Raw genomic sequence first — 13,314 nt, 5'->3', positions numbered from 1 at the left:
GGCAAGCCCGCTCCCACATTCGATTGAGTTCGGCTTCCATCTCGGCCATCACCCATATAACGGATATACCCACCAACCCAATAACCCAGCCCAGGCGATCGGCTATAGTGCCCGACAACTCTGGAAAGGGAGACCCCGTGTGCGAATTGCGTTTTTACTGTCAGCTTGTTTGCTGTGCCTGGGCGCCCAGGCGGCGCCGGTTGACGTAGCCAGCCTGGACCGCACCACCTGGCCCGAAAAGCTCAGCAGCCCCGCGCTGTTCGATGTCGCTTCACGCGCCGAGATCCTGATGTTCGCCCACAGCTTAATCGCCAGCGAAGCCCAGGACGAAGCCGCGCTCAAACAACGCCTGGGCCTGAAGATCATCAACCTGGCCGCCATCGACGACCTGCGCCGCCAGCTCTGGCTGCGCCTGCTGGAAAACTACACCTTTGCCCAACAAAGCTGCGAAGAAGACGCCTCATTCTGCTACCTGGTCGACAGCATGGACGACCTGCGCGAGCAAGCCGGCAAATTCCAGGTCAGCGACAACTCCTTCTATATAGGCTGGGCCAACCCCAGCCACAATTTCCACGAACGCTACCTCGACGAACTGCTGCGCAAAGCCGCACTGTTCCCACAAATCAGCAGTGAAGTCCTGCGTTTCGGCGACCACGAACGCAATGGCGATGAACTCAACGACCGCCTGTTCCTGCTGACCTTCGACGGCGGCCCTGCGCCGGTCAGCGGCAATACCGACTGGCTCACCGACTACCTGCGCAAGCAAAAGTTGAACGCCACTTTCTTCGCCCTCGGCAGCAGCCTGCAAACCCGTATGGAGCGCAGTTCCGCCGCCGATGTGCAGGCGCTGTACCAAGGCCAGTGCGTAGGCACCCAGGGTTGGCAGTACCGGTCCCACAGCCATTGGGTCGACTGGCAAAGCTCGATCACCCGCAGTGCTGCGCTGGCGCAGAACCTGATGCCGGAAAACTACGTGCCGCTGTTTCGCCCGCCCTATGGCCAGCGTCGCGCCGACAGCCAGGGCTTTTTCCAGGCGCAAGGTTTACAGGTGGCGCTGTGGGACATCGATTCCCAGGACGAACCGGGCAAACTCAAGGCTGATGAGTCCGCGCAGCGGGTGCTGACATTGATGTTGCTGTGGCGCAAAGGCGTAATTGTGTTTCACGACACCCAGGACAAGGCACGGGTCGCGTTGCCGATGTTGCTGCAGGCAACGGCGCAAAGTGGGCTGGGTTGGCAGGACTGCCGGGAGGCGTTTCGCTGAAAAAGCGCAAGTGCCCGGCCCTGTTGGGGATGAGGCGTTTTTGGGGTGATTTTGTGCGACATTTCGATGCAGGCGGACTTCCGACTTTAACGGGGTGGCTGGCACTCGGCTAGTGCTATTCGTCATCCTGAAAAATAAACTTCAAAAAAGCGTCAAAGTGCTTTTTCCTGTCATCGCTTTTGCGGTATTACGAAGTCAGATCGCCGAAACCTGCAACACAGGTGGCGTCTTCCAAGACTCCTCATGTGGGCACTGCACTTGACGTCACTACGGTGCAGTCGGTGGTCGAATCGAGGCGCAGCACTGTTGTGGTATTGCGTCGACTGGCTCCCACAAAGGTGACCGAGTATGGATGATCATGGACGTAACCCTTCTTCCGACCAGCCAATCCTTTATGTGCTTGATACCAACGTATTGATTCACGATCCAAACGCACTGCTTAACTTCGAAGAACACCACGTCGCCATCCCCATGATCGTGCTTGAGGAGCTCGACAAACTCAAAAGTGGCCACCACAGCGTTGCCGCTGAATGCCGCCAAGCCATTCGCCTGATCGACAAGACCCTGGGCGAAGCCTCGCCCGAGGACGTTGAAGTTGGCGTGCCGATCCAGCGTGGCAAAAGCGGGCCCAAGGGCTTGTTGTCGATCCTGATGAACAAGCGCAGCGAGCCCAACAGCCTGCTGCCGGAAAACCTGAACGACAATAAAATCATCAACCAATTGATCGACCTGCACGCGCGTGACAAGGACTTGCGCCTGGTGCTGGTGACCAAAGACATCAATATGCGCCTCAAGGCACGAGCGTGTGGGATCGCTGCCGAGGACTACAGTACCGACCAACTCGTCGACGACGTGTCGATGTTGTCGCGCGGTTATCACACCATGACCGGCTCGTTCTGGGACCGCGTCAGCAAAGTTGAAACCCGTCAGGACCACGGCCGCACCTGGCACCAGGTACAGCTGACCGACAACCTGCCGGCCGTGCATATCAATGAATTCATCATCGACGAACAGGGGTTTGTGGGCTGGATCAAAGAAATCCAGGTCGACAAACTGCTGATTCTCGACCTGCATCAGGAACCCCTGTTGCACCAGGAAGCCTGGGGCCTGAAACCGCGTGACATTTACCAGAGCCTGGCGCTGTATGCGCTGCTCGACCCGGACATCCACCTGGTCAACCTGACCGGCGCCGCAGGTTCGGGGAAAACCATCCTCGCCCTGGCCGCCGCCATCGAGCAGACCATGGTGACCAAGCGCTATCGCCGCATCATCGCCACCCGCAGTGTGCAGGGCCTGGACCAGGAAATTGGCTTCCTGCCCGGCACCGAAGCAGAAAAAATGGAGCCGTGGCTGGGCGCGATCACCGACAACCTCGAAGCCTTGCACATGGATGACGAAAACACTCATGGCAGCGTCGATTACATCCTCAGCAAAGTGCCGTTGCAGTTCAAATCCCTCAACTACATACGAGGTCGCAGCTTCCAGCAAAGCCTGATTTTGATCGATGAATGCCAGAACCTTACGCCGCACCAGATGAAAACCATCATCACGCGCGCCGGCGCCGGTTCCAAAGTGGTGTGCCTGGGCAACCTGGCACAGATCGACACGCCTTACCTGTCCGCGACCAGCTCCGGGCTGACTTACCTGACGGAACGGTTCAAGGACTTCCCGAACGGTGTGCATATCGCGCTGCAAGGGGTGCCTCGTTCGATCCTGGCCGAGTACGCCGAGTCCCACCTGTAAAAACATGACCCTGTCGTAGTTGGTGGCTAAATGCCACGAACCACCCCGGATTTCTCACGAAATCCGGGGTTTTTGTTATGTGCGACATTTGCCTGCGATTTAGCGCCGTGGGTGCTTGTGGACTTTGTAATTATTTTGTTACATTTTTTCTCGCCGCAAAAACCATAAGAACATTGCGTGACCCCCGTCGGAAATCCACCTCATTGATTCGACGACGTTTCGAAGACCCGTGTGGGTTTTCTGCGTGACCCTGCCTATTACAAAAAGCCCGATACATCGCTCATTGACGACGCACATATCCAAAGGGAAAGGAACATGGAAGTAGCAGGTAATGGCTCCACTTTGTCTCAACGTAAGCGCGCCTCAGGTTTCAGGTCGATACCTCTCACGCCCATCGCACTCGGCCTGGCCTTATGGCTGGGTCAGGGCCCAATGGCCTGGGCAGATGACAGCAACCCCTACACCGCCCAGGTGTTGGAGTCGGCCTTCAGGAAAGCCGTGGCATCGTTTGGCCCCAACACCGATGTCTACAAGAACCTGCGCTTTGGTTACGCGGACATCGTCGATCTGGCCGCCAAGGACTTCGCCGCACAGTCCGGCAAGTTCGATTCAGCTCTCAAGCAAAACTACGAGCTGCAACCCGAAAACCTGACCATCGGCGCCATGCTCGGCGACACCAAGCGCCCGCTGGACTACGCCTCGCGGTTGGATTACTACCGCAGCCGGCTCTTCAGCAACAGCGGACGTTACACCACCAATATTCTCGATTTTTCCAAGGCCATCCTCGCCAACCTGCCGGCTGCCAAGCCCTACACCTATGTAGAGCCGGGCGTCAGCAGCAACCTCAGCGCGCAGCTGAACGCAGGCCAATCCTGGGCCGCCGCTACCCGTGACTGGAGCGCCAACGCGCAAACCTGGAAAACCCCCGAAGCCCTGGTCAACTCCGGCCTGGATCGCACCAACGCGTACTACGCCTATGCCTTGGGCATGACCGGCAAAGGTGTGAACGTGGGCGTGCTGGACTCGGGCATTCTCACCGAGCACTTCGAGTTCCAGGGCAAGAATGCCCAGGGCCAGGACCGCGTGCAGGCGGTGACGTCCACCGGCGATTACTACGCCACCCACCCGCGCTATCTCCACGACACCCCGGACGGCGAGTTTCAAAAAGGCGAGCACTTCAGTATTTCCGGTGAGTACGACCCCACCATCAACGACGGCCACGGTACGGAAATGTCCGGTGTACTCGGCGCCAGCCGCAATGGCACCGGCATGCACGGCATCGCGTTTGACGCGAATATTTTTGTCGCCAATACCGGCGGCACCGACGACAACCGCTTCCAGGGCTCCAACGATCTGGACTACAACGCGTTCATGGCCAGCTACAACGCGCTGGCCGCGAAGAATGTGTCGATCGTCAACCAGAGCTGGGGGCAGAACTCGCGCAACGACGTAGAAAACCACTTCGGCGATGTCGGCGACAGTGCGGCGGACAATTTGCGCGACATGAAGGCTGCCTATCGCCCGTTCTGGGACAAGGCCCACGCCGGGCAGAAAACCTGGATGGACGCCATGGCCGACGCGGCGCGGCAAAACACCTTTATCCAGATCATCTCGGCGGGTAACGACAGCCACGGCGCCAACCCGGACACCAACGCCAACCTGCCGTTTTTCAAGCCGGACATCGAAGGAAAATTCCTCTCGATCACCGGTTACGACGAGACCAGCGCGCAGGTCTACAACCGTTGCGGCACCTCCAAGTGGTGGTGCGTGATGGGCGTCTCGGGGATTCCGTCCACCGGGCCAGAAGGTGAAATCATCCCGAATGCCAACGGTACATCGGCCGCAGCACCGAGCGTCTCCGGGGCGTTGGCGCTGGTGATCCAGCGCTTCCCTTACATGACCGCCAGCCAGGCCCGTGATGTGTTGCTGACCACCTCCAGCCTGCAAGCGCCGGACGGTCCGGACACGCCCGTGGGCACCCTGACTGGCGGTCGCACCTACGACAACCTGCAACCGGTGCACGATGCCGCGCCAGGCACCCCGCAAGTGCCCGGCGTGGTCAGCGGTTGGGGCTTGCCCAACCTGCAAAAAGCCATGCAGGGGCCGGGGCAGTTCCTGGGGTCGGTGGCGGTGGCATTGCCTACCGGCACACGCGATATCTGGGCTAACCCGATTTCCGATGAAGCCATTCGCGCCCGCCGTGTAGAGGACGCCACCGAGCAGGCGACCTGGGCGGCCACCCAGCAACAAAAAGGTTGGCTCAACGGTTTGCCGGCGAATGCCTCTGACGATGATCAGTTTGAATACGAAATCGGCCATGCGCGCGAACAGGCAACGCTGGCCCGTGGCAAAGACTTGCTCACCGGCACCACCTATGTCGGCAGTCTGGCCAAGTCCGGCGACGGCGAACTGGTGCTGGAAGGCCAGAACACCTACTCCGGCAGCACGTGGGTGCGCGGCGGCAAGCTGTCGGTGGACGGTTCATTGACGTCCGCCGTAACCGTGGATGGCAGCGCTGTGGGCACGCGCAATGCCGATAACGGCGTGATGACCACGCTGGGCGGCACACTGGCCGGTAACGGCACGGTGGGTGCCTTGACCGTCAACAGCGGTGGCCGTGTGGCACCGGGTCACTCGATTGGCACGCTGCACACGGGCGACGTGACCTTCAACCCGGGCTCGGTGTATGCCGTCGAAGTCGGCCCCAACGGGCGAAGCGACCAGATCCAGAGCAGCGGCGTCGCCACCCTCAATGGCGGTGTTGTGACCGTGTCTCTGGAGAACAGCCCTAACCTGTTGTCCGCCACCGAGGCGCGTAGCCTGTTGGGCCAGCCGTTCAACATCCTCACCGCCACCCAGGGTATCAACGGACAGTTTGCGGCGATCTCGCCTAATTATCTGTTCATCGGGACTCAACTCAATTACCAGCCTAACGCGCTGACCCTGGCCGTAGAACGCAACCAGACGACCTTTGCCAGCGTTGCGCAAACCCGTAACGAGCGCGCCGTGGCGACGGCGGCCGAGGCATTGGGCGCGGGTAGCCCAGTGTATGAAAGCCTGCTCGCTTCAGACTCGGCAGCCCAGGCGCAGGCGGCGTTCAAGCAGCTGTCAGGGCAACTGCATTCGGATGTGGCGGCAGCGCAAATGGCTGACAGCCGCTACCTTCGTGAGGCGGTCAACGGCCGGCTGCAACAGGCTCAGTCATTGGACTCCAGCGCGCAGATCGACGCTCGCGACAATGGCGGCTGGGTGCAACTGTTGGGTGGTCGTAACAACGTCAGCGGCGACAACAATGCCAGCGGTTATTCCTCGTCCACCAGTGGTGTGCTGCTGGGGCTGGACACCGAGGTTGGCGACGGCTGGCGTGTGGGCGCTGCGACCGGCTACACCCAGAGCCATCTCAATGGTGAGTCGGCTTCGGCGGACAGCGACAACTATCACCTGTCGGTCTATGGCGGCAAACGCTTCGAGGCGATTGCCCTGCGCTTGGGCGGCGCCACCACCTGGCATCGCCTGGACACTTCGCGCCGCGTGGCTTACGCCAACCAGTCGGACTACGACAAGGCTGACTACAACGCACGGACCGACCAGGTGTTTGCCGAGATCGGCTACACCCAATGGAACCTGTTCGAACCCTTCGCCAACCTGACGTACCTGAACTACCAGAGTGATTCGTTCAAGGAGAAGGGCGGCGCCGCCGCTTTGCATGCCAGCAAGCAAAGCCAGGACGCCACGCTGTCCACCCTGGGCCTGCGCGCGCATACCCAATTGCCGGTCAGCTCGACCTCGGCCGTCACCTTGCGCGGCGAGCTGGGTTGGGAGCATCAGTTTGGCGACACCGATCGTGACGCCTCGCTGAAGTTTGCCGGCAGCGACACCGCCTTCGCTGTCAACAGCGTACCCGTGGCGCGTGATGGCGCGGTGATCAAGGCCAGCGCGGAAATGGCCTTGACCAAGGACACGCTGGTGTCCTTGAACTACAGCGGTTTGCTGTCCAACCGCGGTAACAACAACGGGATCAATGCCGGATTCACCTTCCGCTTCTAACCTGGTGTTGTCCTGCATAAAGGGGCGCATTGCGCCCCTTTATTCATGGGATAAACAGCCCTGCGCAAATTTGACTCACGGGTTTACAATTGCCGCTCCTGATCAGGAGTATCCCTGTGCTGACTCATCTCGATTCCCAAGGTCGCGCCCACATGGTCGACGTCACTGACAAAGCCGTGACGTTCCGCGAGGCCGTGGCCGAAGCGCGGGTGCGCATGCTGCCCGACACCCTGAAAATGATTGTCGACGGCGCCCACCCCAAGGGCGACGTGTTTGCCGTGGCCCGTATTGCCGGGATCCAGGCGGCGAAAAAAACCAGTGATCTGATTCCGCTGTGCCACCCGCTGATGTTGACCGGTGTAAAGGTTGAGCTGCGCGCCGACGGCGTAGACGCCGTGCATATCCTTGCGCGCTGCAAGCTCAGCGGCCAGACCGGCGTGGAGATGGAGGCGCTGACCGCCGCCAGCGTCGCGGCGCTGACGATCTACGACATGTGCAAGGCCGTGGACCGCGGCATGACCATCGAAAGTATTCGCCTGCTGGAAAAGCTTGGCGGCAAAAGCGGGCATTTCAAGGCGGACCAGGCATGAGCATCAACGTATTGTTTTTTGCCCGCTACGCCGAAGCGGTGGGCTTTGATTCGCTGGAGATGGAAGGCGATTTCGCCACCGTCGATGCGGTGCGCCTCGCGTTGGCCAATGACCCGGAGTTTGCCGTGCTCAATGAGTCCAGCTTGATGTGCGCGCGTAACGAAGAACTGTGCGGCCTTGATGAGCCGGTACAGGCCGGCGACGAAGTGGCGTTTTTCCCGCCCGTGACGGGAGGCTGAGCATGGCCATTCGCGTACAGGCCGAGGCGTTTGATCCGGGCTTCGAAGTCAATGCGATGCACGCAGCCAATGTCGGCGTCGGCGCGGTGGTGAGTTTTGTCGGCTATGTGCGCGACTTCAATGATGGTCGCGACGTGTCGGGGATGTTTCTTGAGCACTATCCGGGCATGACCGAAAAAGCCTTGGCCAAGATAACGGTCGAGGCCGAACAGCGTTGGCCATTGCTCAAGCTGGAAGTGCTGCACCGGATCGGCGCGCTTGAACCGGGCGAGCCGATTGTGTTTGTGGCTGCCGCCAGCGCGCATCGCCAGGCCGCGTTTGAGGCCTGTGCGTTTGTGATGGACTACCTGAAGACGCGGGCGCCGTTCTGGAAAAAGGAAAACACGCCTGAAGGGCCGCGCTGGGTGGAAGGGCGGGGCAGTGATCACGCGGCGGCGGATCGCTGGAAATAGATGGAGATCCAAATGTGGGAGCGGGCTTGCTCGCGAATGCGGTGTATCAGTCAGTACATCTTTAACTGACAGACCGCATTCGCGAGCAAGCCCGCTCCCACATTTTTAACCGCGTTTCAGGCTTGAGGGCGTTTACGTTCCACAGCGCGCAGCAAATGCGTTGGCGGCGTCTCGCAGCTGATCTTGCGGCCCAGCAACGTCTCGATCGAAGGCAACTGATACGAGTCATCCTCGCCTGCAAAGCTGATCGACACGCCCGCAGCCCCGGCACGCCCGGTACGGCCAATGCGGTGGACGTAGTCGTCCGGCACTTCCGGCAGAGTGAAGTTGATCACGTGGCTGATGCCGTCGATGTGAATCCCGCGCCCGGCCACGTCGGTGGCCACCAGCACGCGAATCTTGCCTTCGCGAAAGCCTTCCAGGGTCTTGATGCGCTTGTGCTGCGGCACGTCGCCCGACAGTTGCGCGGCGTTGACGCCATCGCGTACCAGGCGTTCTTCGATGCGGCGCACTTCGTCCTTGCGGTTGGCAAACACCATCACGCGCTCCCAACCGTTGTCATTGATCAGGTTGTAAAGCAGCTTGTACTTGTCGGCGCCGGCCACGGCGTAGATGTGCTGTTCGACGTTTTCGCTGGCAACGTTCAGTGCCTCGATCTCGACGATGGACGGGTCGGTGGTCCACTGCTTGGCGAGGTTCATCACGTCTTCGGTGAAGGTCGCGGAGAACAGCAGCGTCTGGCGCTCGTTTTTCGGCGGGGTCTGGCGAATGATCTGACGCACTTGCGGGATGAAGCCCATGTCGAGCATGCGGTCGGCTTCGTCCAGCACCATCACTTCGACCATGTCCAGGTGCACATCGCCACGCTGGTTGAAGTCGAGCAGGCGGCCCGGGGTGGCAACCAGGATGTCGCAATGGCGAGCTTCGAGGTGCTTGAGCTGCTTGTCGAAGTCCATGCCGCCCACGAACGTCATGACGTTGAGGCCGGTGTACTTGGTCAGGTCGGCGGCGTCCTTGGCGATCTGTACCACCAGCTCGCGGGTCGGCGCGATGATCAGTGCGCGCGGTTCACCCATGTAGCGTTCTTTGGGCGGCGGCGTTTGCAGCAGCTGGGTGATGATCGAGATCAGGAACGCGGCGGTCTTGCCGGTGCCGGTCTGCGCGCGGCCGATGGCGTCTTTGCCGGCGAGGGTGAAACCCAGCACCTGCGCCTGGATCGGCGTGCAGTACGGGAACCCCAGGTCCTGAATGGCGTGCATCAGTTCCGGCGCCAGTTTGAAATCGTGGAAGCGGGTTTTGCCTTCCTGTGGCTCGACGACGAAGTCTTCAAGTTTCCACGCAATCACGGGCGCTTTGGGCGCGCGTTCGCGGCGGGGTGCCTTGGGCGCAGGTGCAGGCTCGGCCTCGGCGGATTTTGCCGGTTCAGGCGCGATCACCGGTGGCTTCTTCGGTGAGGCAACAGGTGCGGTCCGGTCTGGCTGTTTACCGTCATTGCGGCTGCCGGATGAGGGGACAGGAGCACTGGGAACAGGCGCGAGCGGCTCAGCCTCGCTTTTGCCGAACATCTTCTTAAGTGCTTTGAGCACGGTCATCTCATTAATTGGTTAAGGAATGTACGCCGGCCAGTGTAATGCAAGAATCGGGCGCGGCGTAGTGCGTTGGTCACACGGCTACATAATGTGCGGTTTTCAGCCCAGGCGAGCGGTCAGCCAGGTTCCGATGTCGTGTATCTCCTGGGGTAACACTTCGTGCCCCATTGGGTATTCCTGCCATGTCACGGTGACACCACGGCTCTTCAAATGCTCGTAGGCGCTGCGGCCCATGGCGTTCTGCACCACATCATCGTACTGGCCGTGCAGGCACAGCGCGGGAATGCGTTGTTGGCTGGCGGACAATTGCAGCTCATCGCCAAAGGTGGGCGCGTAGGTGGAGAGGGCAATGACGCCGCCCAGCGGGCCCTGCCATTTCAGGAAAGCGGTATGGAATACCACGGCGCCACCCTGGGAAAAACCGGCAAGGAAAATACGCGAGGCGTCTATTCCGGTTCTCTTCTGCTCCTCGATCAAGTCCGTGACCATGGTGGTGGAGGCTTCCAGCTCTTCCAGGCTGATCGAACGGGCCGGGCTCATGGCCTTGATGTCGTACCAACTGGGCATCTCGTAGCCGCCATTGATGGTCACCGCACGCGTCGGCGCCTGAGGCAACACAAAGCGGGTGGTCAACAATTTTTCCTGCAGCGCCTCGGCCACCGGCAGGAAGTCGTAGCGATCGGCACCCAGGCCATGCAACCAGATTACGCAGGCGTCTGCGGGCTTGGCGGGCTGAAGAATCAAGGGTTCGGTCATGTCTGCTCCATTAATGTGCGTGCGCTCCGATTGGGTGCGTCGGAACGGTGCGTGACGGGTTGATCTGTTAAGAGAATGTCGCAAGGTTGAATCTTTTCCTATTGACCATGGGCTGAAACGACTCAGCCACCACTCTGGTACGGGCCTTGCTATGTGTAGGTCGATGTCAGGACTAACTCACGACGGTAACACTATCAGTGACTGCCGCTTGGGGGATAGCAACTGGAATTACTGCGACAACTTCATGCCGCTTGACCCTAAAAAAAGCCAACACGGGTCGATATCGCCTCATAAGGGTGCGCTGAGGTTCGAGCTCCGACACAACAAGAGCAAAACTGGAGGTTTGAATGAAGGTATTGAAATCCACCCTGGCCATCGTGTGCGCGGCCGCCGTATTGGGTGTCAGTGGTTTCGCCCAAGCCGGCGCAACCCTGGACGCTGTGCAGAAGAAAGGCTTCGTGCAATGTGGCGTGAGTGACGGCCTGCCGGGTTTCTCGGTGCCGGATGCCAGCGGCAAGATCCTGGGGATCGACGCTGACGTTTGCCGCGCTGTGGCCGCTGCCGTTTTCGGTGATGCGACCAAGGTCAAATTCAGCCAGTTGAACGCCAAGGAGCGTTTCACCGCGCTTCAATCCGGCGAAGTCGACATCCTGTCGCGCAACACCACCATGACCAGCTCTCGCGATGCCGGCATGGGCCTGAAATTCCCGGGCTTCATCACCTACTACGACGGTGTTGGCTTCCTGGTTAACAACAAGCTCGGCGTGAAAAGTGCCAAGGAACTGGACGGTGCAACCATCTGCATCCAGGCCGGTACCACCACTGAGCTGAACGTGTCGGACTACTTCCGCGCCAACAACCTCAAATACACCCCGATCACCTTCGACACCTCCGATGAAAGCGCCAAGTCGCTGGAATCCGGTCGTTGCGACGTGCTGACCTCCGACAAGTCCCAGCTCTACGCACAGCGCAGCAAGCTGGCCTCGCCGAAAGACTACGTGGTGCTGCCGGAAACCATTTCCAAAGAGCCACTGGGCCCGGTCGTGCGTAACGGCGACGACGAGTGGCTGGCCATCGTGCGCTGGGTTGGCTACGCCATGCTCAACGCTGAAGAAGCCGGTATCACTTCGAAAAACGTCGAAGCTGAAGCCAAGTCCACCAAGAACCCGGACGTTGCGCGTCTGCTGGGTGCTGACGGCGAATACGGCAAAGACCTGAAAGTGAAGAAAGATTGGGTTGTCCAGATCGTCAAGCAGGTCGGTAACTACGGTGAAGTGTTCGAGAAAAACCTCGGCAAAAGCACACCACTGGAAATCGACCGTGGCTTGAACGCACTGTGGACCAACGGTGGCATTCAATACGCACCCCCTGTGCGCTGATCGCTGATGGTTCTATCACCCGGTGGGCCAACCACCGGGTGATGTTCTGTTCCATTATTTGCGGGGCACTTCATGCAAAATCAAATCGGCGCACCCAAGCAGAAGCTCAGCTTCAGCGATCCCAAAGTGCGTGCGTGGCTCTTCCAGATCATCACGATTGTGGCGGTCGTCGCGCTGGGCTGGTACCTCTTCAACAATACACAGACCAACCTTCAACACCGGGGCATTACCTCGGGGTTCGACTTTCTTGAGCGCAGTGCCGGCTTCGGCATCGCTCAGCACTTGATCGACTACACCGAATCGGACAGCTATGCCCGCGTCTTTGTGATCGGTCTGCTCAACACCTTGCTGGTGACCGTGATCGGTGTGGTCCTGGCGACCCTGCTCGGCTTCATCATCGGCGTGGCGCGTTTGTCGCCCAACTGGATGATCAACAAACTGGCGACGGTGTATGTGGAAGTCTTCCGCAACATCCCACCGCTGTTGCAGATCCTGTTCTGGTACTTCGCGGTGTTCCTGACCATGCCGGGGCCGCGCAACAGCCATAACTTTGGTGACACGTTCTTTGTCAGCAGCCGTGGCCTGAACATGCCGGCAGCGATTGCCGCCGACGGTTTCTGGCCGTTTGTGGTCAGCGTCGTGGTCGCCATCGTGGCAATCGTGCTGATGGCTCGCTGGGCCAACAAGCGCTTTGAAGCCACCGGCGTACCCTTCCATAAGTTCTGGGCGGGTCTGGCGTTGTTCATTCTGATCCCGGCGCTGTGCGCCCTGATCTTCGGCGCGCCACTGCATTGGGAAATGCCCAAGCTGCAAGGCTTCAACTTCGTGGGCGGCTGGGTACTGATCCCCGAACTGCTGGCATTGACCCTGGCGCTTACCGTCTACACGGCGGCGTTTATTGCCGAGATCGTGCGTTCGGGCATCAAGTCCGTCAGCCACGGCCAGACCGAAGCCGCGCGCTCCCTGGGCCTGCGCCCTGGGCCGACGCTGCGCAAGGTCATCATTCCGCAAGCCCTGCGGGTGATCATTCCGCCGCTGACCAGCCAATACCTGAACCTGGCGAAGAACTCGTCGTTGGCCGCCGGTATCGGCTACCCGGAAATGGTGTCGCTGTTTGCCGGTACGGTGCTCAACCAGACCGGCCAGGCCATCGAGGTTATTGCCATCACCATGAGCGTGTACCTGGCGATCAGCATCAGCATTTCCCTGCTGATGAACTGGTACAACAAGCGCATTGCGCTGATCGAGCGGTGAG

10 protein-coding genes are annotated in these 13,314 nt (G+C 60.0%); 8 read left to right on the top strand and 2 right to left on the bottom strand.

The genetic code is table 11. The annotated features are described in order from the left end of the window. Positions 1–139 precede the first annotated feature (139 nt). The 6 genes from AACU78_RS01790 (at position 140) to moaE (ending at position 8,335) form a co-directional block, all read left to right on the top strand. Complete coding sequence (locus AACU78_RS01790; RefSeq protein ID WP_106579525.1) at positions 140–1,264, top strand: polysaccharide deacetylase family protein; 1,125 nt, start codon at positions 140–142, stop codon at positions 1,262–1,264. 348 nt (positions 1,265–1,612) lie between these two features. Beyond that, positions 1,613–3,007: a PhoH family protein gene (locus AACU78_RS01785; RefSeq protein ID WP_053254513.1), complete on the top strand. Its 1,395-nt coding sequence runs from the start codon at positions 1,613–1,615 to the stop codon at positions 3,005–3,007. A gap of 315 nt (positions 3,008–3,322) precedes the next feature. Beyond that, positions 3,323–7,054: an autotransporter domain-containing protein gene (locus AACU78_RS01780; protein WP_106579524.1), complete on the top strand. Its 3,732-nt coding sequence runs from the start codon at positions 3,323–3,325 to the stop codon at positions 7,052–7,054. 116 nt (positions 7,055–7,170) lie between these two features. Beyond that, positions 7,171–7,644 (top strand): cyclic pyranopterin monophosphate synthase MoaC, encoded by a 474-nt coding sequence (gene moaC, locus AACU78_RS01775; protein ID WP_056858942.1) that lies wholly within the window; start codon positions 7,171–7,173, stop codon positions 7,642–7,644. Beyond that, on the top strand, positions 7,641–7,883 hold the full coding sequence (gene moaD, locus AACU78_RS01770) for a molybdopterin converting factor subunit 1 (RefSeq protein ID WP_106579523.1): 243 nt from the start codon (positions 7,641–7,643) through the stop codon (positions 7,881–7,883). The genes moaC and moaD overlap by 4 nt, the downstream gene beginning before the upstream one ends. A gap of 2 nt (positions 7,884–7,885) precedes the next feature. After that, entirely contained in the window at positions 7,886–8,335 is a 450-nt protein-coding gene (moaE, locus tag AACU78_RS01765; protein WP_106579522.1) for a molybdopterin synthase catalytic subunit MoaE, read from the top strand. A 116-nt stretch (positions 8,336–8,451) separates the two neighbouring features. Here the strand turns inward: moaE and rhlB are convergent, their stop codons facing one another. Together rhlB and AACU78_RS01755 are read right to left on the bottom strand one after the other, a co-directional pair. After that, positions 8,452–9,927, bottom strand: a complete 1,476-nt coding sequence (gene rhlB / locus AACU78_RS01760) for an ATP-dependent RNA helicase RhlB (RefSeq protein ID WP_106579521.1) — start codon at positions 9,925–9,927, stop codon at positions 8,452–8,454. Between the two features lie 96 nt (positions 9,928–10,023). Then, positions 10,024–10,680 (bottom strand): alpha/beta hydrolase, encoded by a 657-nt coding sequence (locus AACU78_RS01755; protein WP_106579520.1) that lies wholly within the window; start codon positions 10,678–10,680, stop codon positions 10,024–10,026. Positions 10,681–11,027: 347 nt separating this feature from the next. Here AACU78_RS01755 and AACU78_RS01750 point away from each other — a divergent pair, with 347 nt between their 5' ends. Both AACU78_RS01750 and AACU78_RS01745 read left to right on the top strand, forming a co-directional pair. Beyond that, the gene (locus AACU78_RS01750) at positions 11,028–12,059 is read left to right on the top strand and encodes an amino acid ABC transporter substrate-binding protein (protein ID WP_106579519.1); all 1,032 of its coding nucleotides are present in this window, start codon (positions 11,028–11,030) and stop codon (positions 12,057–12,059) included. 72 nt (positions 12,060–12,131) lie between these two features. Continuing rightward, positions 12,132–13,313, top strand: a complete 1,182-nt coding sequence (locus AACU78_RS01745; RefSeq protein ID WP_106579518.1) for an amino acid ABC transporter permease — start codon at positions 12,132–12,134, stop codon at positions 13,311–13,313. Position 13,314: the final 1 nt, after the last annotated feature.

This window comes from Pseudomonas sp. R9.37 (genome assembly GCF_963878885.1).
Classification (GTDB): Bacteria; Pseudomonadota; Gammaproteobacteria; order Pseudomonadales; family Pseudomonadaceae; genus Aquipseudomonas.
The sequence above is the reverse complement of the archived record's forward strand: the minus strand, read 5'-3'. Positions and strand labels throughout refer to the sequence as shown.

Excerpts from the sequence above, each read along its gene's own strand:
- AACU78_RS01755 (WP_106579520.1), bottom strand. The coding sequence starts at position 10,680 with ATGACCGAACCCTTGATTCTTCAGCCCGCCAAGCCCGCAGACGCCTGC.
- moaE (WP_106579522.1), top strand. The coding sequence starts at position 7,886 with ATGGCCATTCGCGTACAGGCCGAGGCGTTTGATCCGGGCTTCGAAGTC.
- AACU78_RS01785 (WP_053254513.1), top strand. The coding sequence starts at position 1,613 with ATGGATGATCATGGACGTAACCCTTCTTCCGACCAGCCAATCCTTTAT.
- AACU78_RS01745 (WP_106579518.1), top strand. The coding sequence starts at position 12,132 with ATGCAAAATCAAATCGGCGCACCCAAGCAGAAGCTCAGCTTCAGCGAT.
- AACU78_RS01780 (WP_106579524.1), top strand. The coding sequence starts at position 3,323 with ATGGAAGTAGCAGGTAATGGCTCCACTTTGTCTCAACGTAAGCGCGCC.
- AACU78_RS01750 (WP_106579519.1), top strand. The coding sequence starts at position 11,028 with ATGAAGGTATTGAAATCCACCCTGGCCATCGTGTGCGCGGCCGCCGTA.
- rhlB (WP_106579521.1), bottom strand. The coding sequence starts at position 9,927 with ATGACCGTGCTCAAAGCACTTAAGAAGATGTTCGGCAAAAGCGAGGCT.
- moaD (WP_106579523.1), top strand. The coding sequence starts at position 7,641 with ATGAGCATCAACGTATTGTTTTTTGCCCGCTACGCCGAAGCGGTGGGC.